Genomic DNA, 26,637 nt, shown 5'->3' with positions numbered 1-26,637 from the left:
GAATGTCCAAGAAAGCGTTCCCCATCAACCGCGTCAAGATCGAGCCGCCGAAACCGGTTCGGGTGGCCCCCAGCGCGCCCATCGCGCTGCCGGAACGCGAGCCCCGCAACATCTGGGTGATGATCGGCGTGCCGGCGCTGATCGTCGCGCTCATCGGCACCATCGTCATGCTCTATGTCTCCGGCGTCCGCAGCCTGACCACCGGCTTCTTCCCACTGATGGGCATCGGCGCCTTCAGCATGCTGGCGTTCTCCGGGCGCTTCGGCCGAGCCCGCAAGATCACCTGGGGCGAAATGGAAAAGGGCCGCCGACGCTACCTTCGCGACCTCGACAGCAACCGCGACGAAATCCAGACCGCCGTGTGCGCGCAACGCGAATGGCAGAACTCCGTGCACTCCGACCCGCGCGGCCTGGGCGCCATCATCGGCGGCCCACGCATGTGGGAACGCGGCCGCGCCGACGCGGATTTCCTGGAGCTGCGGCTCGGCACGGGCGTGCAACACGCGCCCGACTCGGTGCTGTCGGTGACCTGGCCCGACATCGCGTCCGACGAGGAGCTCGAACCCGTCACCGGGCAGGCGCTGCGCGATTTCATCTTGGAGCAGCGCAAGATTCGCGACATCGCCAAGGTGGTGAACCTGCGGTCGGCGCCGGGATTCAGCTTCGTGGGCGAGGACCTGGACCGGCTGCGGTCACTGATGCGCTCCGTGTTGTGCTCGCTGGCGGTGTTTCACAACCCGCGCGACGTCAAGCTGATGGTGGTGACCCGCAACCCCGAGGTGTGGTCGTGGATCGTGTGGCTGCCGCACAACCTGCACGACGAGCTGTTCGACGCGTGCGGTTTTCGGCGCCTGGTCTTCGCCACGCCGGAGGAACTCGAAGAGACCCTGGGCGCCGAGCTGCACATGAAGGGCAAGCGCGGCGCCTGGACTCCGCTGGCCGCGGCCAGCCCCACCGCCATGGGCTCGGCGCTGGAAACCGCCACGGACACCGTCGATTTGGGACCGCACCTGGTGATCGTCGATGACAACACCGGCAGCCCCGACGCCTGGGAGAGCGTCGTCGGCCAGGTCGGCAAGGCGGGAATCACCCTGCTGCGCATCGCCTCACGCGTCGGCACCGGCGTGGGCTTCGCCACCGACCAGGTGTTCGAGCTCAGCGAGCGGCACAGCTCACCCAATGGCTCGGTCAACGGCGAAGTGGCCCTGCGCCGGAACGGATCGGACTCCGACGGGGAAGACGGCCGCCCCGCGCCCCTGCTGCGCGTGCGCAACAAGTTCTTCGCGCACGCCGACCAGCTTTCGGTGCACCGCGCCTACCGCTACGCGCGCGCGATGGCACGCTGGTCACCGACCAGCCGCAGCGAGATCGCCGATTCCGTCAGCGGCGCAACCGAATTGCTGCGCGCCCTGGGGATCAGCGACCCGCGCGACCTTGACGTCGACCGGCTATGGGCCGAGCGGCGCGGCCGCGGCGACGAGCGCTGGTGCGAGGTTCCCGTCGGCGCCAAACCCAACGGCGAGCTGCAGAACATCACCATCCGCGCCAAGGACTTCGGCGGCTTCGGTTTCCACTCGGTGGTGATCGGCACCAGCGGGTCGGGCAAGTCGGAGTTCTTCTTGTCGCTGGTTTACGGCATCGCGCTGACCCACTCCCCGGAGACGTTCAACGTCATCTTCGTCGACATGAAGTTCGAGTCGGCGGCCCAGGACATCCTGGGCATCCCCCACGTGGTGGCCGCGCTGTCCAACCTCGGCAAGGACGAGCGCCACCTGGCCGAGCGGATGCGCCGGGTCATCGATGGTGAGATCAAACAGCGCTACGAGCTTTTCACCTCGGTGGGCGCCCGCGACGCGAACGACTACGAGGAGATCCGCCTCGCCGGACGCGACCTGCCCCCGGTACCGGTGCTGCTCGTCATCGTCGACGAGTACCTGGAGCTGTTCGCCAACCACGAGAAGTGGATCAACCTCATCATCCACATCGGTCAGGAAGGCCGCGGCGCCAACGTGTTCTTCATGCTGGGCGGCCAGCGCCTGGACCTGTCCTCGCTGCAAAAGGTCAAGTCCAACATCGCCTTCCGCATCGCGCTGCGCGCCGAGTCCGGCGACGACAGCCGCGAGGTGATCGGCTCGGACGCCGCCTACCACCTGCCGTCGAAGGAGAACGGCTTCGGCCTGCTGAAGGTGGGGCCGCGCGATCTGGAGCCGTTCCGCTGCTTCTACCTCTCCGCCCCGTTCGTGGTGCCGAAGACCAAGGAAGTCGCGGAGACGGTCGACATGACGCTGACCAAGCCCCGCCTGTACAACTGGCAGTTCCAGCCGTTGGACGCCGCGGACGCCACGGCGTTGGAAGCCGCCGCCGCCGTGGACGCCGAGCCCGACGAATTCCTGTACTACGACGACGGTTTCAAGCGGAAGAAGATCGTGGACGTGCTGCGGGAGTCGTTGCACAACGTGCCGCACCGCTCGCCGCGCCGGCCGTGGCTGGAGCCCCTGGAGGATCCGGAGCCGATCGACGTTCTGGTCGCGGGCTACCGGGGCAAGCCCTGGCACGTCGACTACGGGCAAAACCCGGGCCTGATGTTCCCGGTCGGTGTCATGGACATCCCCGAAGAGTCCAAGCAGGTGGTGCACGCGGTCGACGCGCTGCGCAGCAACGTGATCGTGGTCGGCGCCAAGCAGCGCGGCAAGACGACCACCTTGATGACGCTGATGTGTTCGGCTGCAACGATGTACAGCCCCGCCCGCGTCACGTTCTTCTGCATCGGCGGGGCGACCCTCGCGCAGGCCGCGTCGCTGCCGCACGTCACCGACATCGTGTCGCCGAAGGACGCCGAGGGCATCGAACGCATTTTGAGCAGCATGGACGCGCTGATCGATGCCCGCGAAGACTCGTTCCGGCGGCTCAAGATCGACCTCGACGGTTTCCGCGAGCGCCGGTTCGCGCCCGGCAGCGACGGGCTGGGCGGCACCGACGCGAACGACCCGTTCGGCGACGTCTTCGTGGTGGTGGACGACTACGACGACCTGTATTCGAAGGACACCGTTCTGGGTGACCGCATCATCTCGTTGAGCAGCCGCGGTCCCGAGTACGGGGTGCACGTCATGTGCAGCGCCGGCGGCTGGATTCACGGGCAACGGCAAAGCCTGCTGCAAAACGCCACGGCGCGAATCCAATTGCGCCTGGCCGACCCGAGCGAAAGCCAGATGGGCCACTCGTCGCTCGAGTCGCGCGACGCGGCCCGCCGGACACTGAACCGCCCCGGCTTCGGTCTGACCGACAGCCTGCACGAGCTGCGCGTCGGCGTGCCGGCCCTGTCCGACCCGACCACCGGCGCGATGGTCAGCATCGTGGACGTCGGAGCCCGCATCGCAGACGTCGCCGGCGTCACCAAGCACGCAACCCTGCAGCGGCTGCCGCAGCGGGTGGAACTCAAGGCGATCCTGGAATACGAGGCCGCCCACCCGACCGGCGACCATCTGTCGATCTCGTTTGCCATCGGAGAGCGCCACGAACTCGGGCCGGTGCCGATCAAACTGCGCGAAAGTCCGGGCGTGATGATCCTGGGCCGGCAGGGTTGCGGAAAGACGTTGTCGCTGGTCTCAATTGGCGAGGCGATCATGAATCGCTTCAGCCCCGAGGAAGCGCAGCTGACCCTGATCGACCCCAAGACCGCCCCGCACGGCCTGCGCGATCTGCACGGGCCGGGCTACGTGCGCGCATACGCCTACGACCAGGACGAGATCGACGAGGTGATCACCGCCTTGGCGCAGCAGGTGCTGCTGCCCCGGCTCCCCCCCAAGGGTCTGAGCCAGGAGGAGCTGCGCGCGCTCAAGCCGTGGGAAGGGCCGCGGCACTTCGTGCTCATCGATGACATCGGAGACCTGCGCCCGGATCAGAGTTACCCGCCCAAACCGCCGGTGGGAGCCGCGTTGTGGAAGCTGATGGAACGGGCCCGCCAGATCGGCCTGCACGTGTTCACCACCCGCAACAGCGCGAACTGGGCGACGCTGCAAATGGATCCATGGATCAGGTTCCAGAACTCGGCGAAAGTCGCCCAGCTCTACATGGACAACGACCCGCAGAACCGGATCAACCGCAACGTGCGCGCCCAGGCGCTCCCACCGGGACGCGGCCTGCTGGTGAGCGCCGACGGCGACGTCGAAGGCGTGCTGGTCGGGCTGCCGTCGACGTTCACACCCCCGCCGCAGTAAGCAGCTGCGGCTCAGGCGTTTTCACCGCCTCGGCCATGGCGCGGCGGGGCGGACGGCTCGGCCACCAGAACCACCGGCCCAGCAGCGCCACGATGGACGGCACGACGAACGCCCGCACCACCAGGGTGTCGAGCAACAGCCCGACGGCGATCGTCGTGCCGATCTGGGCGATGCTGAGCACGCTGCTGCTCAGCAAGGCCAGCATGGTCAGACCGAAGACGATGCCCGCGACCGTGACCACTCCGCCGGTGCCGCCGAAAGCGCGAATGATGCCGGTGCGCAGGCCCGCCGCCGCCTCCTGCTTGATGCGCAAGGCGAGCAACAGGTTGTAGTCCGCGCCGACGGCGATCAGCGCGATGAACGCGATCGGGGCGACGGACCAATGCAGATCCTGATGAAGCAGGTGCTGCCAAATCAGCACGCTGGCACCGACGGCCGAGGCGTAGGACAACACGACGGTGCCGACGACGACGAGTCCGGCGACCGGGCTGCGCAGCATCGCGGTGACGATCAAGAAGATGAGCACCAGCGCGGCGCCGACCAGCAGGGTGGTGTCACTGGCGACGAAGCGCTGCAGATCGGCGGTCACCGGCCCGACGCCGGCGAGGTCGACCTCCAGCGGCGTCAGGGTTCCCTCCTTGGTGGCCTCCTTGATGGCGGCGCGAACCTGGTCCGCCCGGTTGGCGCCGGCGGCGCCCCACTCCGACCCGTCGCCGTAGACGAGAAGGTAAGCGGCGCGTCCGTTCTCGGAGATCAGATGGCCCAGCACGGCGGTGTAGCGCGGATCGGTCAGCGCTCGCTGCGGCATGTAGAAATCCGCCGCGGCGCTGCCCTGAAATTGCGTGGCGATCTCGTTCATGTAGTCGGTCAACTGACGCATCTGCGGGCCGAGCGTATCGGTGAGCCCGATCAGGTCATGGGTGGCCGAACGCGCCTGCCCCAACGCCCCTTTCATCGCTGACACACTTTGCGGCAGGCCGGCCATCGCCGTGGCGGCCGTGCTGGAGCCGCTGGTCAGTTTCGTCGCGCCGGCATCGAGCCGCGCGGAGGTCTGCACCAAGCTGTCGACCGGCTGCAGCACCCGGTCCACCGTCGAGCAGATCGGATTGGCGGCGCAGTCGGGGGTCCGCCCGACGATGTCGCGCAGCGGGTCGAGATAGCCCGACACCGTCGTGACATTGCGCTGCAAGCCGTCCATCCCGGCGCGCATGTCTTCGGCGGCCCCCGACATGTCGGCCAGCCCCGCACTGCCGCCGCGCAACCCATTGCCGAGACCGTCGACCGCGGCCTGCGTCTGCGCCAGCGCGCCGTCCAGCTCGGAGACCCGCTGCAGGCGACGGGTCAGCGAGTCCATGGTGTCGCCGAACTGACGGCCCAGCACGCCCGCCTGATAGCTGAGCGTGGCCTGTTCGGGCACCTTGCCGTCGGGGCGGCTGGCGGACTGGACCGCGCGCACACCCGGGACGGCCATGATGTGGCGGGTGATCCGCTCGATCGCGATCAAACCGGCCGGGTTGCGCAGGTCGTGATCCGCCTGGATCGCGATGACGTCCGGCAACAGCGCGTTCGCCGCGAAATGCCGGTCGGCGCTGGCATAGCCGCGGTTGGAGTCGGTGGACGACGGCGTGGCCGCGGGCTCGTTGAAGCCGACGCGCATCCCGGCCAGCGGCAGCGCGGCCAGCAGGGTCAATCCCAGCGCGGCAACCAGAATCGGCCCGGGCCAGCGGGCCACGGCGGTGCCGACCCGGCGCCAGCGCCGCGCCGTTCTCGATGGGCGCGGTTCGAGATACCCGCGTCGCACGGCCAGACCCATCAGCGCGGGCGTCAGGGTCAGCGCGGCCACCATCGTCGCCAGAATCCCGATGGCACAGGGCAATCCGGCGCTGCGGAAAGCCCCCACATGGGCGAACACCAGGCATGCCAGCGCCACCGACACGGTCAGCGCCGATCCGATCACGACGGGCGCGATGGAACGGTAGGCCTGCGTCAGCGCCCGCTCCGGCGCGACGCCGCGACGACGGGCTTCGTGATAGCGCCCGACCAGGAAGATCGCGTAATCGGTGCCGGCGCCCAACGTCATCGCCGCCATGAGTGCCACCGAAAACAGCGACACCTCAACGACATTGGCCCGACCCAGCGCGGCGACGATCGCGCGGGCCAGCGCCAGCGCCAGCCCGACCGAGATCAGCGGAATCGCGGCGGCTACCGGCGAGCGGTACACCATCAGCAACAGCAGCAGGATGAGACCGATAGTGGCTGCGGTGATTCCGAGCATCTGCCGGTCGATCGCGGAGAACTCGTCGACGATCGTGGCGCCGGGACCCGTGACATGGACTTCGAGGCCGGCCGGCGGCGACAGGGTCTGGATGGCGGCGCGCACGGAATTCACCGAGTCGCGTGCCTGGGAGGTGCCGAGCATTCCTGCGAGCCGCACCATCACGCTGACGGCTTGACCGTCGGAGCTCTGCGCGCCGGCGGCGGTCGCGGGTTGCGACCAGAGATCGGTCACCGCATACACGTGACGGTGATCGGAACCCAGCTTCGTCGTCAGCGCATCATAGAACTGGCGGTCGCCCGGGGCCAGCCGCTGATCGCGTTCCAGCACAACGTAAACAAAGTTGTTGCTGGGGGTCTGGTTGAACAGCTGGGCCGCCCGGGCGGCGGCCACCGCGCTCGGTGCCTCGGGCGGCATGAAGGAGCGTGCGTGGGAGTCGACGACTCGCTCCAGTTGGGGGACCGCCAGATTGGCGGCGGCGGCCGCCAGCACCCATAGACCGACGACCAGAACCGCGTACCGACCGGTCAGTCGCGCAAGCAATCCGGTGCGGTCATGCAACGGTCTGCCGATCGCCCGTCGGGCCGCCGAAGAGGCCCACCGCCACGTGTTCGCCGCGAGACAGCGACCGCACCCGCAGCGACCGGCGCGAGCCGATCTTCACCAGCGCGTGCAGGCCGGGCTCGGCGGCTTCGAGATCGGCCCGCACCTGTTCGGCCGACGCGCCTTCGTAGGCCGCCTGGTCCAGCTTGGCCACCAGCATGGTGATCCAGCGCTGGCCGAGCGAGAGCATCAGGCCTTCCTCGTCGCCGAACAGCTCGGGCACCTCGGATGAGTTGTCGATCAACGCAAGTGCCGCCTGCGGGTCCGTGTCGGCGGCCTTGATCACTTCGGCCATGAAGGCCATGCGGTCGTGCAGCAGTGTCCATGTCATGACTCGACGTTAGGAATGCGGGCCCTGGCTGCGCGTCGTGCCGAAGTGCAGTCTTTGTCTCCTACCACGGGCGGAGACCGGCGCCGACCCCAGCAGGATGTGGCGGGGCGCCCAGCTCTTCTAGGATTGGACGATGTTGCGCGCCGCAGCCGATCACCTGCGGGAGCAGCTTCGCCGACGCAGCGAGCTGCTTCCCGTCGGCATCACGTGGACGTCGCTGATCGCCGTCGATGTCAGCCTCGTGCTCGGCGGCGTGATCGGGACGCTGCAGCGGCCCGCGGCCGACCTGCCCGTGTCGCTGTCCGCGTTCGCCCTGGCCCTGTCAACCGAGCTGGCGTTCTTCGTTTTCAACATGAAAATCACGCCGGGGCCGTTGTGGGCGACCTGGTCGGCGGCCACCGCGCTGACGCTGTTCGGCACGTCGACGCCCATACAGGCCGATTTCGCACCGGCGTTGTTAATCCTGATGGTCTTGGTCGTCGCGACGTTGGCCTCGGTTCTGGCCGGCTTGCTGGCGGCCGTCTCGGCGGCCGCGTTGTTGCTCACGGCGTCCGCGCTGCACCGCCTCGACGCGATCGCGTTGTACCTGGGTTTCATCGCGGTGGGATGGCTACTCGGCTACGTGATGCGCGCCCAGCGGCTGCTGCTGGCCGAACAAATCGAGGCGCAGAACTTGTTGGCCGAGCACGCCGCCGCCGACGAACGCCGCCGCATCGCGCGCGAAGTGCACGACGTCATCGCGCATTCGCTCAGCATCACCCTGTTGCACGTGACCGGCGCGCGCCGCGCGCTGCAGCAGGATCGCGACGTCGATGACGCGGTCGATGCGCTGGAGCAGGCCGAGAAGCTCGGCCGGCAGGCGATGGCCGACATCCGCCGCACCGTCGGCCTGCTCGACAACTGGCCGACCAAAACGGCGCAGACCACGCCCGAACCCGGCATCGACGACGTCCCGGCGCTCGTCGCGGGCTTTCAGCAAGCGGGCCTGGCCGTCACGCTGTGCGTCGAAGGGCCCACGGACCACGTCTCGGCCGCGGTGGGCCTCGCGCTCTACCGCATCACCCAGGAGTCGCTGGCCAACATCGCCAAGCACGCGCCGGAGTCGAAAGCCAGTGTGGTGCTCGATATTTCGCCGGTGTCGGCACGGCTCGCGGTCAGCAATCTGCTCCCGGCCGCCGTGCTGGCCGCGAAGTCGGCGGAGGGGCGTGGCTTGCGCGGCATGCGCCAGCGCGCCGACCTGCTCGGCGGCGCCCTCGACGTCGGCCCGACCCGGGACGGGTGGTCGGTGCGCGCCGAGATCCCGCTGCATGAAGGCGACACCACCTGGCGCCCGCGATGGTGCAAGCTGTGACCGACCCGGCGCCCGAGATCACCGTCCTCCTCGTGGACGACCAAGACCTGGTGCGTTCGGGTCTGCGCCGAATCCTGCGCCGCAAAGACGGTTTCGTCATCGTCGCGGAGTGCGCCGACGGTGACGAGGTGCCCGCCGCGGTGGCCGAGCATCGACCCGACGTCGTCGTGATGGATCTGCGGATGCGCCGCGTCGACGGCATCGAGGCGACCCGCAGGCTGGGCGGCAGGCCGCCGGTGCTGGCGCTCACCACCTTCAACGAGGACGAGCTGCTGTCGGGGGCGCTGCGCGCCGGGGCGGCCGGTTTCGTGCTCAAAGACTCCTCGGCCGAGGAGTTGATCCGCGCGGTGCGCGCGGTCGCCAGGGGAGACAGTTACCTGGATCCCGCGGTGACCTCGCGGGTGCTCACCACCTACCGCAAGGCGGCTCCCGGCCCGCGCGGCGCGGCGATCGCCGAGCTGACGACCCGCGAGCTCGACGTCCTGACATTGATCGGCCAGGGCCTGTCCAATACCGAAATCGCCGGCAAACTCTGCATTTCCGGCGTCACCGTCAAGAGCCACATCGGGCGGATCTTCGGCAAGCTCGACCTGCGCGATCGCGCGGCCGCGATCGTCTATGCGTACGACAACGGCATCGTCGCCCCGCGCTGAGGAGCTACAGCGGCGCCGTCGGCTCCGCGAGGTTCAGCAGGAGGTAGGCCATGCACACCAGGAAGTTCAGCACCACCATGACCAGGCCCGCGAACATCAGCGATCGGGCGCCGCGTTGCCGGAGCCGCTTGTACCTGGCGGCGCGAGACTCGCGGTCGAGCCGGATCGCGATCAACGCAAAATTCAGGTTGATCATTTCGTGAGCGGCCAGCGGCGCGCCCTCCAGCATTGCCCGCAACCGCTCCGGCGCCGTGCGGACGCCCACCCGCGCGAAACGGTGGCACAGGCGTCGCTCCCGCCTGCGGCGGAGTGTGTGATACGGCAGCCGTAGCTGCCGCGCAAGTTGCCCTCGATCGTCCCCCCAGGGGTAAGACGGGGTCATCACAAGCGGGATTCTAAATCGCTCGAGGGCACTTTCGCCCTGTGTACACGAACTATGTTGCGACAGATCATTTCGCCGCGCCGCCGCTCATTTGCTGGGCGGCCGGCAGGTCGAGGTAGCGCTCCAGGTTGCGGTGCATGTTGATCACGCGGCGTTCCTCGCTGGACAACACCAAGTGAGTGAAGCCGGGTTGGTGCATGCCGCGCTGCAGGCCGGGGAGCACCGCGATGTCCTGGGTGAGCACGACGCCCGGCTCGGCCGCGTCGGCGGCCATGCGCACATCGGCCGGCTTGGCGCGCGGCGCGCCCGGCGGCATCCGGGTCGTCAAGAACATCACCAGCTCGCCCTTATCGGGGTCGGCGCCCGGGCGCGAACACATGACGGTCAGGTGGTCGGCGTTGGCTAACAGGGTCATGTTGGGGAACACGTTGTACTGGTGCAATCGGGTCATTCGGTCGGTGTCGGCCCAGTTGAGATCGACGCCGCGGCCCGCGGCGAAGGCCCGGGTTCGCTCGGCGATCAGTTCGGCCACCGTCTGCCCGGGCCGGCGTTCGTCGGCGGGAAAGGGCGTGCCCTCGGCCGCGCCCATCAGCGCTCCCTGCGTGTAGACGTAGGCGTCCCACACCTCTTCGTCGGTCAGCGCGCCGCCCAGGCGAGGGCTCGGCACGCCGTAGGGCTGATCCGACTTTCCGGTATGGCCCCAAATCCGTTGCGGCGCATGGATGTCGTCGACGCAACGCAGTAGCTCGGGATGCAGGGTCTGGATGTGGTAGGTCTCGCTGTAGCCGTCCGCGATCGTCTTCCAATTGGCGTCGACGTCGACCGTGAGCGTGGCGTAGCAGCGGAAGTCCTCCAGCCGGCACCAGGCGATGTCGTCGGGCACCGCCTCCAGGTATTCGATCAGGGGCATCGCGTCGAGGTCGAGGTTGACGAAGACGAGTCCCGCCCACGTCTCTACCCGGGCCGGTATCAGCGGAAAGTCGGACATGCGCAGCGAGCCGAAGCCCTTGCGGTTCGGCACCCGTTTCAGCGCGCCGGCCAGGTCCCAGGTCCACCCGTGATAGCCGCACTTGAGTTCGCGCAGGCCCGAACCCGAGCCCGTGCACAACGAATTGCCGCGATGCCGGCACACGTTCTGGAACGCGCGGATCTCCCCGTCGTCGTCGCGGACGATCAGCACCCCGTACGGCCCGCAGCGGTACTCGAAATAGTCACCGGGCGCCGCGATGTGGTCGACCATGCACGCGAGCTGCCACACCCTCGGCCACATCCGCTCCACCTCGAGTGCGGCGAAGGCCGGGGAGTAGTACCGCTCGGCCGGCACCAGCGTCGGGTTCTCCGGCGGCGCGCCGATCGCATCCTCCTGGACGTGCGAGCGGGTGCGCGTCGGGTTGCGGGCGGCCGTTGCCATGGTTCGGAGCTCTCAGCGGGCTCCGCGAACCAGGCGTCCGGGGCGGGCCCCGGTGTCGACGTCCTTGCGGCGGGTGACGGTCCCGCTGACGATGGTCGCCGCATAACCGCTGGCGCCCTGCAGGATCCGGTTTCCCCCGGCCGGCAGGTCGAACGCCATCGCCGCCGGGTGCAGCCTCAGCGCGTCCATGTCGATGACGTTGATGTCGGCCTTCTTGCCGGGTTCGATGGTGCCGCGGTCGGTGAGGCCGAACAGATGCGCGGTGTCACGGGACTGTTTGCGGATCACGTATTCCAGCGACAATTTCTCGCCCCGCTTACGGTCCCGCGCCCAGTGCGTCAGCAGGAACGTCGGATAGGAAGCGTCGCAGATCATCCCGCAGTGCGCGCCGCCGTCGGACAGCCCGAGCACGCCGGCGGGGTGCAGCATCATCTCGCGGATCGCGTCGCAGTTTCCGTCGGCGTAGTTGAACAGCGGCAGCATCAGCATGTTGGTCGCGTCGGACTCGAGCATGAGGTCGTACAGCGTGGACAGCGGGTCCTCACCGCGGGCCTGGGCGATCGCGGCGACGGTGCGGTCCGGGGTGGGCTCGTAGTCGGGCGGGTTACCCAGCGAGTAGAGCCGCCCCAGCGAGTGCTGCACCAAAGCGAACATCCCGTCGAACAACAGGGTCGGGTCCACCGGCAGGTCGTCCTCGGACAGGATCGCCGCCTTCACCGCGGGATCGGCGAGCCGCCGTGCGAGCTCCTCGCGGCTGCACTCGGCCTTCAACCGGCGGTACGTGGGCCGGTGGCTGAAGCCGTGGTGGCCCTGGAAACCGATCATCATGCCGAACGGGCGCGCCGCGATCTGCGGATACAGGCGCGCGCCCGCGGCGTGTGCGTCCGCGGACAGGTCCAGCATCTCGCGCCACAGGTTCGGATCGGCGTCCACCTGGATCAGCGCGAACGACACCGGGCGGTCGATCTCGCCGCTCAGCCGTCGCATCCAATCGAGCTCCTTCTTGGGGCCGATGATGTCTTCACCCGCGGCGCCCTGCGGGGCCAGCTCGAACACGGCCTGGCCGCCGGCCGCCATGGCGCGGCCGAGGCCGAACAGCTCTTCCTCGGCGGCGAACGTGCCGGGTACGGGCTCGCCGTCCATCGCGCGGTGCCCCATCGTGCGTGACGTCGAGAAGCCGAGCGCGCCGGCCTCGATCGCCTCGCGGACCAGCCGGCCCATTGCCTCGATGTCGTCGGGGGTGGCGGGCTCGTTGCGCGCCCCCCGCTCGCCCATCGCGTAGGCGCGAATCGCGCCGTGCGCGACCTGGCTGCCCACGTCGACGGAGAACTTGTGCTTGTCGATCGCGTCGAGGTACTCGGGGTAGGTTTCCCAGCCCCAGGTGATGCCCTCGGTCAGCGCGGTGCCGGGGATGTCTTCGACGCCCTCCATCAGTTCGATCAGCCACTGCTCGGTGCCGGGCCGCACCGGGGCGAAGCCGACGCCGCAGTTGCCCGTCACGATCGTCGTGACGCCGTGGCCGCTGGACGGCTCCAGCAGGCCGTCCCAGGTCACCTGACCGTCGTAGTGCGTGTGGATGTCGACGAAGCCGGGGGCCACCACATGCCCTGTGGCGTCGATGGTTTCGGCCGCCTCCCCGCTCATCTCGGGGCCGTCGGCGGAGCGGCGGACGATGTCGACGATCTTGCCGTCCTTGATGCCGATGTCGGCGCGGTAGCGCTCGGCGCCCGTGCCGTCGACAATGGTTCCACCGGTGATCTTCAGGTCGAACATGAGACTCCTCTTCGCCGCCGCGGGCTGTCTCGGAGGGCTGAGCGGAAGGCGCACAGCATTTCGCTACGGTAGGTAGCGTAACTCGTGGCGTGGCGAAGGCAATAGCTTCGGCCGAATTCGCAAGCCCTACAAAGAACTCTTCAGCGCGGCGACGGTTTCCAGATCGTCGAGCGCGGCGACGCCCCGGCGCAGGCCTTCCATGGCGATGTCGTCGACCTGCATGCCGCCCATCCCGGTGGTGATCAGCGGGGCGACATAGGCGTACAGCGCGCCCTGGCGGAACCGCAGCCACAGGTCGTCGCGATCCAGCTCGGGGCCGCCCGCCGCCACCAGCGCCCGCCGGTAGTCGTCGAGCAGCTCGCGTTGGCTGGCCCGCCGGTCCTCCGGGGTCAGGCTGGTGATCAGGGTGTAGGCGAGCTCGCGGCTGGGGTGCCCGCGCCGCACCGCCTGCCAGTCCAGCAGCCCGGCCTTGCCGCCGTGGAAGTACATGTTGCCGGGATGGGCGTCGCCGTGCATGACGGTGTGCGGGGGAGTGTCGATGAGCGCGGCGACGGCACGGTAGTTGTCGGCGATGAACGCCCCCGCGTCGACGGGGACGTCGACTGAAGAAGCGCGCTCGGCAAGGCGCTTGATCGAGGTGTGCATCAGCGACCCGGTCAACAACGACGTCACGTCGCCGGACGGCGTGTACAGCCAGCCCAGCGGCCCGCGCCCGTCGCGCGGCAGCCGGCCCCAGAACGTGGCGTGCAGTTCGGCGAGCAGTTCGACGATGAGGCCGGCCTGGTCGGTCGACAGCGGGTGCAAGGTGTCGGGGAACTCGCACGACTCTGCCGGGAGATCCTCCAGCACCAGCAGGTACCGGCCCGTCCACGGGTCGAACGCCGCGCCGTAGCAGTAGGGAACGCCGATGACCTGCGGCGCGAGCTGGCGGTAGAAACGCACCTCGGTGTGCCCGAGCCGGCCGAGCTCACCCATCAGGCGGGTGGCGGCGGTCTGCGCCGCGACCTTGACGAACACCGACTCCGGGACGTTCTTGCCGGTCAGCACCAGCCGCGCGCGCGAGGACGTGCCCGCGTCCCTGCTCAGCACGCGCACCGACCGGACGGTGGTTCCCATGACGCGGGACAGGACCGCGGGAGTGATCTCGTCGGCCGACCGAGGCAAGCCGAACCGGCCACCCACCACCGCGTCGGTCGCCACCCGACCCGCGCCCCGGCCCAGGTGCGCGGCCAGGCCGACGAAGGAAAACGCGTGTCCCACAGGGTTTTTCATGCCCATCCATCCCGGCTCTCAACCCGACGCCGGCGCCGCGCCAGCGACACCAACGCCGTCGGAGAAAACCAATCGAACGTCTGGACATCAGACAATATACGATTATTGTCTGATCTGTGGAACCAGGGCCCTCACCACGAGCTGTTCGACGAATTCGCGTTTGTCGGCCGCGGGGCGGTAGCGCCACGAGGGCGCCAGCAGGAACAGGGTCGCGGCGTGCAGCCACTGGACGATCGAGCGGAAATCGACATCCGGGTAGAGCAGCCCGGCCGCCTTCCAACGGTCGAGCAACGGCCCGTAATGCCGCAACAGCAGTTCGACGATCGGTTCGGAACCCTTCTCGAGCGCCGAGGCCACCGCGGTGCTCTCGGCCGCGAACAGCGCTTCGTTCAGCGGGTTGCCGTCCACCGATTCCACCCTTGCCAGCACCATCTCGGGGACCGACCGAACGGGGTCGTCGGGCGCGGGCAGCGAGCGCACCAACTCGCCGAGCGCGGTGTCGATCCGCGCCAGCATCAGTCCCAGCAGGACGTCGTCGCGACCGGGAAAGTAGCGGTACACCGTCGAGCGCGACACCCCGGCCTCGTCGGCGACTTCGCCCATGCGGAACTGGGTGTTGCCGCGCCGGACGATGCAGCGCCCGGCGGCATCCAGGATCCGTCTACGGGCCTCCTCGTCGTCGAGGATCGCGCGGTCGTCGCCCCACCGCCGGCTCGGTTCCATGGCGGCGATGTTACGGGATGCGTTGTGCTGCTTCGGTATCGGATGCCAATTCGCCCCGGCCGCCGTCCTTCGCCGAAACGCCTTGCAGCGCAACGACAAACCTCGCCAGAAAGGCCGAATGATGGCGTATTCCGCCGCCGACGAATCGTTCACCCACCAGCTCCCCAGCACGTTCGACCAGGTGCACAATGCCGATCCGACGTGGTCGGATCGCTGCTATTTCTTCGCCGCGTCGCCGGATGGCACCCTGCTGCTGGCCAGCGGCTACGGCAACAACCCGAACACCGGTACCGGGCTGGGCTATGTCAAGGTCAGCCTCGCCGACGGCCGGCACTGGGACCTGCTGTCCGGGCGGCCCGTCACCGGCGACGACCGCGGCGACCTGAGCGCCGGACCGATGCGCTGGACCTGCGTCGAGCCGCTGAAGAAGTGGCGGCTGGAGGTTGAGCCCAACAACTCCGGAATCGAGTGGGAGCTCTACTACGAACCCACCGCCCCGATGTGGGAGCTGTTGCCCATGAAGGTGCGCGGCAAAAACGGCGAGCTGCTCGCCGACATGTACCACATGAAAGAACCCGGGAGATGGAGCGGCTGGGTGACGATCGATGGGGAACGTATCAGCGTCGACGGCTTTCACGGTGGCCGCGACCGCACCTTCGGCGTGCGGGTCTCGGACAAGATCGACTTCTGGTTGTGGCTCGACGCCGGCTTCGACGACCATGCCATCGAAGCGTGGATCATCGAATCAGCCGACGGCACAGTTAATTACGTCGACGGCGGCATCACCTACGCGGATGGGAGGCTGTCGAAACGATTCGTCAAGATCGAGCACGATGTCGAATTCGACGGAGACCGCAAGCGACCCACCGGCGCCGCTCTCGTGTTCACCGACGAAGACGGCCACGCCCATCGCGTGATCGCCGAGGCACCCCACCAGCAGGTCAACGCCTACTACGGCCTGCCGATGGCGCACTGCCAATACGAAGACCTCGGTGGGGGCGCCTATTTCATCCATTTCGCTTGGGACAGTAGCCATCCCGACCAGCTGTCCGAGACCGAGAGCAAATCGATGGCGCTCGACCAGCTGATGCGATTCGAGCGGGACGGCGAGACCGGTTGGGGCATCTTCGAATTGCTGCTCGGCGGGCAGGGCTATGCCCGCTACCCCAACTGGACCGCGATGGACATGTCCGCCTTCACCCAGGACAAGACCCCGGTCGATCGCTTGCAGGAGGACAGCGACGGGGTTCGGCGATGACCCTGGACGCCGATCGGGAACGGCGGTTGACCGACTGGGTGCGCACCCAGGTGCCCGACGCCGCCGACGTCCGCCTCGAGGGCATCGACCGGGTGAGCTTCGGGCACTCGGCGGAGATGATGACGCTCAGCGTCGTCACCCGGCGCGCCGGCCGCGACGACCGCCGCGACGTGGTGTTGCGGCTGCGGCCCCGGCCACCCGCGCTGCTGGAGCCCTACGACCTCGCGCGCCAGTTCGCCATCCTGCGCGCCCTGGCCGGCACGCCGGTCCGGGTCCCGCCGGCGCTGTGGCTCGAACCGACCGGCGAGGTCCTCGGCCGGCCGTTCTTCGTGATGGAACACGTCGCCGGCGACGTGTACGAAATGGAGCCACCCGCCGGTGCGGCCGACCACACGGTGGTCCGGATGTGCCAGAGCCTGGTCGAACAACTTGCCGCCATCCACACCGTCGACCTCACCCGGACCGGGCTGGCCACCCTGGACGACGGCGCCGACCACCTGGAGCGCGAACTGGGCCACTGGGCCGCGGAGATGCACCGGGTCAAGCGCGACCGCCTGCCCGCCCTGGAGCGCCTCCATGGGGCCCTGCTCGCCGGCAAGCCGGACCCGTGCCCCACGGTTTCGCTGGTGCACGGCGACGCGAAGCCGGGAAACTTCGCTTTTACCGCCGGCGAGGTGAGCGCCGTCTTCGATTGGGAGATGACGACCGTCGGTGACCCGCTCACCGACATCGGCTGGCTGGAGATGCTGTGGATGCAGCCGGTCGGGATCAACAGCCACCCCGCGGCCCTGTCCATCGACGCCCTGCTGGCGCACTACGAATCGGCCAGCGGGATCAGCGTTGTCAACCGGCCCTGGTACCGGGCGTTCAACGCCTACAAGATGGCCGTCATCTGCCTCATCGGCGCGATGCTCGTCGAGGACGGCCACAGCAACGATCAAAAACTCGTGCTAGCCGCCTACGGCACCTCGCTGCTGACCAGAGCCGGGCTCGCCGACCTCGGAATCGACGAACCCCTCGACGACGGGCCGGTGCTGCCGCGCGACGACCGCATCGCGCAGGTGCTGTCCGGATAGGCGTTCAGGCGGTGCAGGCCGACCGGGTCAGGCCGGTCCAGACCAAGGTGACGCGGGTGCCCCGCGGAGTGCGGGCGATGGCCGCCTCGTCGGCGAGGGCCTCCATCAACGGGATACCGCGGCCACGCATCTGGGCGCTGCGCTGTGCCGGCACCTGCTGCCGCCAACGGCCCCGGTCATCGACGGTCACGGCGAGGGTGTCGGAGTCGGCGTCGTAGGCCGCGCGCACATCCACGGTCCCGCGCTGCGTCGCGTCGACGTACGCGAACTCCGCGGCATTGGCGATCGCTTCGTTCACCGCGAGGAGCAGGTCGCTGAAGCGGTCTGTGCACAGGGAGAAATACCGGTTCAACCAGGCGCCGAACTCGACGCGGGTCCGGGCGGCGCTGCGTGCGTCGGCCGCCACGCCCGTTCGGACGAAAAGAGTGCGGTCATCGAGGTTCGACATGTTATGCGGCCGATCGAACCGACCCATCGCCCCCAGGTGTGTTCGCACTCCCGTCGAGGCTCATTCCCCGGCGATACCGCTCAGCGCGCCGTCCAGGCTGCTGTACAGCGCGAGCACGCTGTCGATCCCCATCAGCTTGATCGGCCTGCTCGTGGCCGAGCCGTTGGCGACGACCGCGAACTTCGTCGGCGGTTCGACCTCGGCCTGCGCGGTCACCAGCACGGTCATCCCGGCCGACGCCAAGAAACCGACGTTCGACAGGTCGACGATCAGCGCCGCGGGCTTGGTGGCCAACGCGGTCTGGATGGCGTCGGCCAGCTGCGGCGAGCTGAGCATGTCCACTTCACCCGAGACGGTCAGCACGACCGCCTGATCTACCTGGTGTTTGCCCACTTCAAAAGCGGTTGGGTCGACGACATCGCCGGATTGTTCGCCCATGGTCTATCACTCACATTCGGTCCCGTGCGGGACACCGCTAGCTCTGGTACAGCCACTGCCATATCCGGGGGCTGCTGATTCAACCCCTCGGGGAACACGCTTGCCTACGCGGGAGATCCACCCCGGTCGATCTGCGCCGCTCAGTGCAGATACAGCTACAAGTGTTTGGTCAATGGTAGGACACGCACCAATCCCGCCTCAAAATGCTGCACGATTCCCGCCGCCCGGCGGTCCCGCGACGGCCTGTCTCTTCCGGTCGGGGCTGGCCGAATATGATCGGCACGATTCAGGCTTGAGCGCGCGCGGCCTCCCCGGCCGGGTGCGCCCATTACGAGGGAGTGAAGAGTTCAATGTCGAACCAGCAGCAAGCGGACCGGATGACGTCGGGCAAGGGATTCATCGCTGCGCTCGACCAGAGCGGCGGCTCGACGCCGAAGGCGCTGCGCCTGTACGGCATCGAGGACAGCGCGTACTCCTCCGACAAGGAGATGTTCGACCTCATCCACGAGATGCGTTCGCGGATCATCACCGCCCCGTCGTTCACCGGTGACCGGGTGCTGGCGGCGATCCTGTTCGAACAGACCATGGACCGGGAGATCGAGGGCAAGCCGTCGACCACCTACCTCTGGGAGACCAAGGGCGTGGTGCCGATCCTCAAGATCGACAAGGGGCTGGCGGACGCCTCCGACGACGTCCAGCTGATGAAGCCGATGCCGGGCCTCGACGAGCTGCTGGAGCGGGCCGTGGGCAAGGGCGTGTTCGGCACCAAGGAGCGGTCGGTGATCGGCGGGGCCAACGCCGAGGGCATCGCCGCCGTGGTCGCCCAGCAGTTCGAGGTCGCCCGTCAGGTGCTCGCGCACGGCCTGGTGCCGATCATCGAGCCCGAGGTCACCATCTCGATCTCGGACAAGGCCGAGGCCGAGCGCATCCTGCGCGACGAGATCACCAAGCAGCTCGACAGCGTGCCCGACGGGCAGCGCGTGATGCTCAAGCTGAGCCTGCCCACCGAGGCCAACTACTACCGTCCGCTGATCGAACACCCGAAGGTCATGCGGGTGGTGGCCCTCTCCGGCGGCTACTCGCGCGAGGAGGCCAACGAGCTGCTCGCCAAGAACACCGGCCTGATCGCCAGCTTCAGCCGCGCGCTCACCGAGGGGCTTTCGGTCGACCAGACCGACGAGCAGTTCAACACCACGCTGGACAAGGCGATCCAGTCGATCTACGACGCCTCGGTCGCCGGCTGACCGCTTCCGATGGCGGCGTCCCGCTGCGCCCGGCGACGCCGCGCTTGCGATCGCCGCTGTTGCGCCGCGCTCGCGATCGCCGCTAATAGCGGTGCCGGGCCATGCGCGGCGGCCCCTGCCCGCTGTCGCCTTCGTCGGACACCAACGCGGGCACCATTTCACTGGTGACCAGTCCCTCTTCGCTCGTCAATTCGTCGATGACAGCGAAGGATTCGGCGACGTTGGCCGGGGTGTCGATCACGATGGTCACCACGGGTACCCGGCGAGTCAGCGAGAGCAGCTTGTCGCCGTGGGGCGGGTGATCGCCGTGAAACCCCCACACGCCACGCAGGACGGTGGCGCCGTCCGCGGTCCCGGCCTGGCGTAGCCGCTGGACGATCGCGCGGTGAATCGGCGCGCCGCCGCGCTGCGCCGACTCGGAGGTGTAGATCGTCAGCTTCTGCCACAGCGGCAAGCCGTGTTCGTCCGTTCCGGGCAGGGCGTGCGGTCGTTCCAAAAACTGTCCGTCGCGCTTGCAGACGCGGACCCGTTCGAGGGTGAACAACGGCGTTCGCAGCAGCCCGGCGAGTTCGGGCAACACGCGGCCGATGCGCTCACCGGAGCCGACGACGACGATCATCATCGGAACGTCAGCGTTGCGGCCAAAGAAATTGGCGCGCTGGCGTTCTCCGTGCGCGACACCGTCCACGCCCAACAGCACCGTGGCGCCGGCCAGGCCGCGCCGGTGCATCAAGTCGCAGAGGGCGATGTAGGCCGGCGTCCCGTTCACGCGTTGCTTGCGGCCGACGTAGATCGTCAATTTGACGGCCTCGTGCAAGTCCTCGGGCAGCTGCGGGGATCCGATGTCCTCGTGCAGGAGCCGCGCACGCTCCAAGGTGACCAGGCCGCGTTGTTTGATCGTCAGCACGGGGTCGAGCAGTGCCTCGATCTTCGTTCTGGTGTCGACCGCGACGATCACGACGGGCGGATCTTCCGACAGCGTCAACGACTGATCAGTACGAAAATGGCGCATCGTGCCGAAGCCGCTGATGCCGCGCAGCGCCACGCCGGCAGCGATGCGGTGCCGCTCATAAAGGCCGAGCAGCACATCGGAGACAAAGCCGTCGCCGGTCCGCCGGCGCTCCGCCAGATAGGTGGTGAGCTTCAGACAATCTTCATCCACCGCCGCTCCCATCGCCTTGCGGCGAGCCTACCGCTCGGAGAGGCTATGCACCGCAGGCGCGTTCGATGCCGTCCGGACGCCTCACCGCAGCGGTTCGGCCGGTACCCCGTAGCGGTCCTGATACGCGGTCACCCGCTCGCGGACCTCACCGGCATCGAGCCCCGTGTCCGACCAGGTGTAACGGCCGTGCCCACCGTCGGAGGGATGGGAGGCGAGGAACTCGCGCATCTTCTGCTCGGTGTCGGGCCGCAGCTCGCGGTCCAGCCGCCGGTAGATGTCTTTGATCGTGGTCCACGGGTCGGTCATGAAATCGGCGAACCGCACGTCGATGACGCGCCCCGCGGGCACGGCGCCGCTGTCGCGCAACGCCATCTCCCGGTCCAGGCCGACGACGATCTCCTCGTAGGACTGGGCCGCACACTCGGTGATGCTGGATTCGTCGCTGCACATCCGGCGCAGGTGATGGGTGAGCGCGGCGATCGACGAGATGACGTTGACCGGATCGCGGTGTGTCTGCACGATCAGCGCGTCCGGGTATTCGGCCAGCAGCGCGTCCAGCTGCCACAGGTGCGCTGGCGATTTCAGCAACCACTGGCCGGGCACACCGGACTGCAAGTGCTGCAGGAAGTTTCGATGGAAGCGATACGCCCCCGCGTGGTCGGCTTCATACAGCAGCCAGCGGTAATAGCCCGGTAGCCGATACTGCACCGAGAAGATCATGCTGACGAACTGGGCCGCGGTGATGCGCACGCATTCCTGCCCGACCAGGGCGCCCATCGGATGAAAAGCCAAGAAGCCGGGCATGATCTGTTCGGACATGTCGATGCTGGCCTGAATCTGGGCGATACGCGGATCGTCGCGGTAGGTGTCGGGCTGCGGGACGGGGCAGGGCTCGTCGACCTCCCAGGTCAGTGGGGCGCGCAGCTCGGGATCCTGGGCGAGTAGGTCGTAGAGGATCGTGGTGCCGGTGCGTGGCTGGCCGACGATGAATATCGGCGCGGTGATCTTCTGCGCGGCGACCTCGGGATGTTGCTTGCGCCAAGCGATAACGCCGAGCCGGTTCTTCAGGGCGCGCATGAGGTCGAGGTGAGCGATCTCGACGCCGATATCCGATAGCCGCGCATCGTTGATCAACCCGTCGGTGACGCGGTGCAGCCCGGGACGCCAGCCCTCGGCGCCGAAGTCGTCGCTGCCGACTTCCTCGCAGGCGGCGGCGATCAGCCGTTCGGGGGCGAACCGGTCCTGCAACGTCATCACCGCTGCCGTCCCTGGTGCACCGACACCGTCACGTCGGGTGGGCTCGGGTTGTCCAGCCAGCGCAGGACGATGAACCCGCGCTGCCGGCCGCCGGTGTCGAGCCAATGACCGAGCCCAAAGTCCTCGTCGGAGACCGCGATTCGCACGCGGCCGCCGGCGTCGGGCCGCACACCGCGGTTGGTCACCGAGCTGTGCCGGCGGCGCGGCTCCAGGCATTCGTGCCAGATGCTTTCCAGAGTGACGTTCCAGTACCGCGTGTTGGGTGGTGCGATGTCGAGTACGAGGGCCTGGCCGGGTTCGAGCCGGAAGGTTCCCATCATGTAGAGGTTGTCCGGCGTGGTGTCGGCCGCGCCCAGATCGGCGGCCTGGGCCGTCAGCAAGGTGTTCGGGGTTTCCAGGAGTTCGGGCTTGATGGTGCGGTGCAGGGTCGTGAGCTTCATCAGGGACCACGCCATCGCGGTGAACTGATCGGCGAGTTCGTCGTCGGTCAGCGCCGTCAGCGGGCCCGGGTCCAGCGCTTCGATGCGCAGCGCGGCGAGTTTCTCGGCGGCCCGGTCACCGGTGTACTCCCGCACGACCACCGACGACGCGTCGGCCGGGATCTTCACCCACTGCGCGCCGGCCAGGTCGGGCGGTTCGTCGGCGGACAGGACGAGCGTGAAGTCGCCCTCATTCAGTGCCAGGTCGGTGTCGCTGACGTAGCCCGCCATCCGCCGCGGGGTCAGCCCGGTGCCGGCCAGGATCTGAAAGCCGAGGTAGGCGCTGGTGCCGCGGGAGCCGGTGATCCGGTAGCGGCGGTCCCCGCGGATCATCGCCAGGTAGTAGTTGCCGTCGGGGTTGGGGCCGCCCACCATTCGGTTGTCCGAACACATATCGAAGAACGACGGCCGGTCCGGGTCGGCCTCGACCGACATTTGCGCGCACAGCGAGGACACCCGCGCCACCACCCGCAACCCTTCGGCGAGTTCGCGTTCGGACTCGGCGTCCTCGGCCACGATCTTGCTGACGTCGGTGAGCATCTGCTGGAAGAACTCCAGCGCGGCGCGGGCCTTCGGGGCGGCCGGGACGGACGGAACACCAGTCTGAGACATCGTCTCATGCTAAGACTATGTCTTAGGCTTGTGGTGTCGATTCGGGAGAACAGGGTGGGGGCATGTCTGCTACGTCCGCTTGTGCGCCGGCTTCGGTGCCGGTGACGTCGCTGGCCGAACGGAAGCGAGCGGCCATGCGTCAGCGCATCGCCACCGCCGCCGCCCGGCTGGTCGCCAGTCGGGGTCTGGCGGGGGCGACCGTGGACCGCATCGCCGACGCCGCCGACATCGGCCGCGCGACCTTCTTCCGGTACTTCAACTCCAAGGAAGACGCCGTGGCCGAGGGCATGAATGGCCATTGGCTCGACCGGATCACCGCCGCCCTCGCGGGCCAGCCGCCGGAGCTCGGCGCGATCGAGGCGGTCATCGGCGCGTTCGGCGAACTCGCCCGCGACTTCGCCGAGATCGAGAACCAGGTGCGCGAATTGGCCACGCTGACAAGGTCATCCGAGACGCTGGACGCGTGGACGCTGCACGTCTATGTCCGCTACGAGGTGGCGATCGCCGAGCTCGTCGCGCCGCGGATGGCCGGGCTGGCCGCCCACGATCCGCGGCCGCGCCTGATCGGCGCGCTGGCGATGGCGGCGGTGCGCATCGCCCTCGACGACTGGCTCAGCCACGGCGGCTCGTTGCCCGACCGGGTGAGCCGGGGGCTGGCCGCAATCTCGGTCGACCGCGCGGCGGCGGTCAGCCCCGGCTGAGTGCGTCCACGATGAGCCGGGTGGTCCGTTCCGCCCGCCGTCGGGAGTAGGGCTGCGCGCCGGACAGGATCGGATACACCACGCCGCCGACGATGGCGTCCGCGGCCGATTCGGCGACCGCCTCGTCGATGCCGTCGGCGAGCAACCGGGCCCGCACGCTATCGTGCAGCGGCGCACTGAATCCCGCGCGCAACTTGACGGCGGTGTCCTCGTGTTCCATGCAGGCGACGGTCAGGGTGCGCAGCATGGCCGAACCCCGCGGCGTCGTCAGGCTGGCGAACAGCTTGCCGACCCACCTCACCAGATCGGCTGCCAGATCGCCGCTGTGGTTGACCGACGCGAGCAGCGTGTCGGCGTCTTCCAGCATGACGTCGGCGACCAGCGCGGGTCGGGTGGGCCACCAGCGGTAGATGGTCTGCTTGCCCACGCCGGCGCGGGCGGCGACGGCCTCGATGGACAGGCCGTCGAACCCGCGCTCGAGGAGCAGTTCGCGCGTCGCCGTGACGATCGCCGTGCGGGACTTCTCGCTGCGACGCCGGGGCGTGTTCGCCGGCGTGCCCACCTCGGTGAGATCGCTTGGCATCTGGTGGTCCTCACTGCGGCGCTGGCCCGCTTTACATATCTTGACTACCCCCGGTAGTCTGCCACAAGACGAGACGGTCCGTCTTGTCAGACTCGCATCCGGAGCCGAAAGGGTAGCAATCAGTGCGGCCATCGTCAGTCACTATGCGGCCGCCCGCATGACCCTGGGGCTGAGCCCGGAACAACAGGAGCTCTGCGACGCCGTCGGGCAGTTCGCTGCCCGCAACGCCCCGATCGCCACGACACGCGCCAGCTTCGACGAGCTCGCGGCGGGCCGCCCACCAGGATGGTGGGATGCGCTGGTCGGCAACGGGTTTCATGCCGTGCACCTGCCGGAGGACCTCGGCGGCCAGGGCGGACGGCTGATCGACGCCGCGTGCGTGCTGGAGGCGGCGGGCAAGTCGCTGTTGCCCGGCCCGCTACTGCCGACGGTGGCCGCGGGTGCGGTCGCCTTGCTCGCCGATCCGACACCGAGCGCGCAATCACTGGTGCGTGACCTCGCGGCCGGCGTCACCGCCGCCGTCGTGCTTCCGGGCGACGGGGATCTGCACGCCCGGGCCGTGGACGGGCGGTGGGCCCTCAGCGGGGCGTCGGAGGTAACACCGGGCGTGTGCGCGGCGCGGATCATCCTGGTCGGCGCGCCGACCCGGGAAGGCGACGTCGTCTGGGTGCCGGTCGACACCCAAAAGCGCGCGGTGACAGTCGAACCCGTCCGCGGCACCGACCTCGTCGCCGATGCCGGGATCATGCGTCTGGACGACTACACGGCGACGGACGACGAGGCACTCACCGGGATCGACGCGGAACGCGCGCGTTGTGTGCTGTTGGGTCTCGTCGCCGCCACGACGTCCGGCATCGTCCAGTGGTGCCTGCAGGCCGTCACCGCCCACCTGCGCAGCCGCGAACAATTCGGCAAGGTGATCGGCACGTTCCAGGCGTTGCAACACAGCGCGGCAATGCTATTGGTCAACAGCGAATTGGCCACCGCGGCGGCCTGGGACGCGGTGCGCGCCGTCGACGAATCACTCGATCAGCACAGGATGGCCGCCGCCGGGGCGGCCGTGATCGCGATCTCGCCCACCCCGGACCTGGTGCTCGACGCGTTGACGATGCTCGGCGCCATCGGTTTCACCTGGGAGCACGACGTGCACCTGTACTGGCGGCGGGCCATCAGCCTGGCGGGATCCATCGGCCCGGCGAACCGCTGGGCGCGGCGGCTGGGGGAGCTCACCTGCACCCAGACGCGCGACATGTCGGTGAACCTCGGCGACGCCGAGCCCGAATTCCGTTCCTGGGTGGCCGAGAGGCTCGATGCGGCTCTGCAGTTGCGCAACGACAAACCCGCGCCGCACGGCGACTATGAGCACCTCGCCACCGGGCCGCAACGCACGCTGATCGCCGACGCCGGCCTCATGGCGCCGCACTGGCCGGCGCCGTGGGGCGTCGATGCGGATCCGTTGAAACAGCTCATCATCGACGAGGAGTTCGCCAAGCGACCCGGCCTGGTTCGGCCCTCGCTGAACATCGCCGAATGGATCCTGCCCTCGGTGTTGGCTGCCGCGCCAAAAGACTTGCAGGAGCGGCTGATCCCGGCGACCCAACGCGGCGACATCCTGTGGTGTCAGCTGTTCAGCGAACCGGGAGCCGGCTCCGACCTCGCGTCGCTGACCACCCGCGCGACCAAGGTCGATGGCGGCTGGCGGATCAACGGCCACAAGATCTGGACGTCGTTGGCCCAATACGCCGACCTGGGTGCGCTCCTTGCGCGCACCGACCCCGAAGCCAGCAAGCACCGCGGCATCGGCTACTTCATTCTCGATATGCGTTCCCCCGGGGTGGAGATCCAGCCGATCAAGACGGCGACCGGGCAGGCGCATTTCAACGAGGTGTTCCTCAACGACGTGTTCATTCCCGACGAGATGCTGCTGGGTGGCCCCACCGATGGTTGGAGCCTGGCGATCGCGACGATGGCCGAAGAGCGTTCGGCCATCAGCGGATACGTCAAGTTCGACCGGGCCGTCGCGCTGCGCCGGCTCGCCGCTCAACCCGGACCGGACCGTGACGACGCGTTGCGTGAGCTCGGCGAGCTCGACGCCTACACCAACGCGATCAGGGCACTCGGGGTGCGCGAAACCATTCGGCTGCTCGACGGTCAGGCGTCCGGCCCGGCGTCCAGCATCGCCAAGGTCGCGATGAATGTGTTGCTGCGGCGCACATTCCAGGCCACGCTGCAGCTCACCGGGCAGGTCGCGATGGTCGACGACCCCGACACCGCGGTGGTGGAGCCCTATCTGCATCTGCCGGCCGAGCTGATCGGCGGGGGAACCAGGGAGATTCAGCTCAACATCATCGCGCAGATGATCCTCGGACTACCCCGAAAGTAGGACGG

The 26,637-nt window shown here is 68.4% G+C and carries 21 protein-coding genes; 8 read left to right on the top strand and 13 right to left on the bottom strand.

Going from position 1 to position 26,637, the window contains the following annotated elements; all coding sequences use genetic code 11:
• Window positions 1-2 precede the first annotated feature (2 nt).
• Window positions 3-4,217: a type VII secretion protein EccC gene (locus tag W7S_RS25550; protein ID WP_014712598.1), complete on the top strand. Its 4,215-nt coding sequence runs from the start codon at window positions 3-5 to the stop codon at window positions 4,215-4,217.
• Here W7S_RS25550 and W7S_RS25545 read toward each other — a convergent pair.
• Complete coding sequence (locus W7S_RS25545) at window positions 4,198-7,053, bottom strand: RND family transporter (RefSeq protein ID WP_014712597.1); 2,856 nt, start codon at window positions 7,051-7,053, stop codon at window positions 4,198-4,200. The two genes, W7S_RS25550 and W7S_RS25545, sit on opposite strands and share 20 nt — an antisense overlap.
• Window positions 7,046-7,426 carry a hypothetical protein gene (locus W7S_RS25540; RefSeq protein ID WP_008262430.1) on the bottom strand — a complete coding sequence of 127 codons (381 nt, stop codon included), beginning with the start codon at window positions 7,424-7,426 and terminating at the stop codon, window positions 7,046-7,048. Before W7S_RS25540 ends, W7S_RS25545 begins: the two co-directional genes overlap by 8 nt.
• A 133-nt stretch (window positions 7,427-7,559) precedes the next feature.
• Here W7S_RS25540 and W7S_RS25535 point away from each other — a divergent pair, with 133 nt between their 5' ends.
• Both W7S_RS25535 and W7S_RS25530 read left to right on the top strand, forming a co-directional pair.
• Window positions 7,560-8,777, top strand: a complete 1,218-nt coding sequence (locus tag W7S_RS25535) for a sensor histidine kinase (RefSeq protein WP_008262429.1) — start codon at window positions 7,560-7,562, stop codon at window positions 8,775-8,777.
• The gene (locus W7S_RS25530; RefSeq protein WP_008262428.1) at window positions 8,774-9,430 is read left to right on the top strand and encodes a response regulator transcription factor; all 657 of its coding nucleotides are present in this window, start codon (window positions 8,774-8,776) and stop codon (window positions 9,428-9,430) included. The genes W7S_RS25535 and W7S_RS25530 overlap by 4 nt, the downstream gene beginning before the upstream one ends.
• 4 nt (window positions 9,431-9,434) lie before the next feature.
• Here W7S_RS25530 and W7S_RS25525 read toward each other — a convergent pair whose 3' ends face one another.
• From W7S_RS25525 to W7S_RS25505, 5 genes are all read right to left on the bottom strand, one after another.
• Complete coding sequence (locus W7S_RS25525) at window positions 9,435-9,695, bottom strand: hypothetical protein (protein ID WP_014381536.1); 261 nt, start codon at window positions 9,693-9,695, stop codon at window positions 9,435-9,437.
• 184 nt (window positions 9,696-9,879) lie between these two features.
• On the bottom strand, window positions 9,880-11,223 hold the full coding sequence (locus W7S_RS25520) for an SRPBCC family protein (RefSeq protein WP_008262426.1): 1,344 nt from the start codon (window positions 11,221-11,223) through the stop codon (window positions 9,880-9,882).
• Window positions 11,224-11,235: 12 nt separating this feature from the next.
• Window positions 11,236-12,996: an amidohydrolase family protein gene (locus tag W7S_RS25515; protein WP_008262425.1), complete on the bottom strand. Its 1,761-nt coding sequence runs from the start codon at window positions 12,994-12,996 to the stop codon at window positions 11,236-11,238.
• A gap of 126 nt (window positions 12,997-13,122) precedes the next feature.
• Entirely contained in the window at window positions 13,123-14,268 is a 1,146-nt protein-coding gene (locus tag W7S_RS25510) for a phosphotransferase (RefSeq protein ID WP_014712596.1), read from the bottom strand.
• Between the two features lie 102 nt (window positions 14,269-14,370).
• Entirely contained in the window at window positions 14,371-14,991 is a 621-nt protein-coding gene (locus W7S_RS25505; protein WP_008262421.1) for a TetR/AcrR family transcriptional regulator, read from the bottom strand.
• A gap of 121 nt (window positions 14,992-15,112) precedes the next feature.
• On the opposite strand from W7S_RS25505, the gene W7S_RS25500 reads away from it, so the two are divergent.
• Window positions 15,113-16,249 carry a hypothetical protein gene (locus W7S_RS25500; RefSeq protein ID WP_192579508.1) on the top strand — a complete coding sequence of 379 codons (1,137 nt, stop codon included), beginning with the start codon at window positions 15,113-15,115 and terminating at the stop codon, window positions 16,247-16,249.
• The gene (locus W7S_RS25495) at window positions 16,246-17,325 is read left to right on the top strand and encodes a phosphotransferase family protein (RefSeq protein WP_014712594.1); all 1,080 of its coding nucleotides are present in this window, start codon (window positions 16,246-16,248) and stop codon (window positions 17,323-17,325) included. The genes W7S_RS25500 and W7S_RS25495 overlap by 4 nt, the downstream gene beginning before the upstream one ends.
• 4 nt (window positions 17,326-17,329) lie before the next feature.
• Here W7S_RS25495 and W7S_RS25490 read toward each other — a convergent pair whose 3' ends face one another.
• Together W7S_RS25490 and W7S_RS25485 are read right to left on the bottom strand one after the other, a co-directional pair.
• Window positions 17,330-17,773, bottom strand: coding sequence for an ATP-binding protein (locus W7S_RS25490; protein WP_041298298.1), 444 nt, complete (start codon window positions 17,771-17,773; stop codon window positions 17,330-17,332).
• 60 nt (window positions 17,774-17,833) lie between these two features.
• Entirely contained in the window at window positions 17,834-18,211 is a 378-nt protein-coding gene (locus W7S_RS25485; protein ID WP_014712592.1) for an STAS domain-containing protein, read from the bottom strand.
• A 350-nt stretch (window positions 18,212-18,561) separates the two neighbouring features.
• Between W7S_RS25485 and W7S_RS25480 the strand changes: the two genes are divergently transcribed.
• Window positions 18,562-19,455: a fructose bisphosphate aldolase gene (locus W7S_RS25480; RefSeq protein WP_014712591.1), complete on the top strand. Its 894-nt coding sequence runs from the start codon at window positions 18,562-18,564 to the stop codon at window positions 19,453-19,455.
• Window positions 19,456-19,537: 82 nt separating this feature from the next.
• Here the strand turns inward: W7S_RS25480 and W7S_RS25475 are convergent, their stop codons facing one another.
• The 3 genes from W7S_RS25475 to W7S_RS25465 all read right to left on the bottom strand — a co-directional run bounded on the left by W7S_RS25475 (window position 19,538) and on the right by W7S_RS25465 (window position 22,965).
• The gene (locus W7S_RS25475; RefSeq protein WP_192579428.1) at window positions 19,538-20,617 is read right to left on the bottom strand and encodes a DUF190 domain-containing protein; all 1,080 of its coding nucleotides are present in this window, start codon (window positions 20,615-20,617) and stop codon (window positions 19,538-19,540) included.
• 81 nt (window positions 20,618-20,698) lie between these two features.
• Window positions 20,699-21,871 carry a sulfotransferase gene (locus W7S_RS25470; RefSeq protein WP_014712589.1) on the bottom strand — a complete coding sequence of 391 codons (1,173 nt, stop codon included), beginning with the start codon at window positions 21,869-21,871 and terminating at the stop codon, window positions 20,699-20,701.
• Entirely contained in the window at window positions 21,871-22,965 is a 1,095-nt protein-coding gene (locus tag W7S_RS25465; RefSeq protein WP_014712588.1) for a DUF1214 domain-containing protein, read from the bottom strand. The genes W7S_RS25470 and W7S_RS25465 overlap by 1 nt, the downstream gene beginning before the upstream one ends.
• A 62-nt stretch (window positions 22,966-23,027) precedes the next feature.
• Between W7S_RS25465 and W7S_RS25460 the strand changes: the two genes are divergently transcribed.
• On the top strand, window positions 23,028-23,666 hold the full coding sequence (locus W7S_RS25460) for a TetR family transcriptional regulator (RefSeq protein ID WP_050989404.1): 639 nt from the start codon (window positions 23,028-23,030) through the stop codon (window positions 23,664-23,666).
• Here the strand turns inward: W7S_RS25460 and W7S_RS25455 are convergent.
• A complete protein-coding gene (locus W7S_RS25455; protein ID WP_014712586.1) occupies window positions 23,653-24,249 on the bottom strand; it encodes a TetR/AcrR family transcriptional regulator in 597 nt (198 codons plus the stop codon). The two genes, W7S_RS25460 and W7S_RS25455, sit on opposite strands and share 14 nt — an antisense overlap.
• 157 nt (window positions 24,250-24,406) lie before the next feature.
• On the opposite strand from W7S_RS25455, the gene W7S_RS25450 reads away from it, so the two are divergent.
• Window positions 24,407-26,632 (top strand): acyl-CoA dehydrogenase, encoded by a 2,226-nt coding sequence (locus W7S_RS25450; protein WP_014712585.1) that lies wholly within the window; start codon window positions 24,407-24,409, stop codon window positions 26,630-26,632.
• Window positions 26,633-26,637: the final 5 nt, after the last annotated feature.

This window comes from Mycobacterium sp. MOTT36Y, from assembly GCF_000262165.1.
GTDB classification, from domain to species: Bacteria; Actinomycetota; Actinomycetes; order Mycobacteriales; family Mycobacteriaceae; genus Mycobacterium; species Mycobacterium intracellulare.
This window is presented reverse-complemented; position numbering and strand designations above follow the sequence as displayed.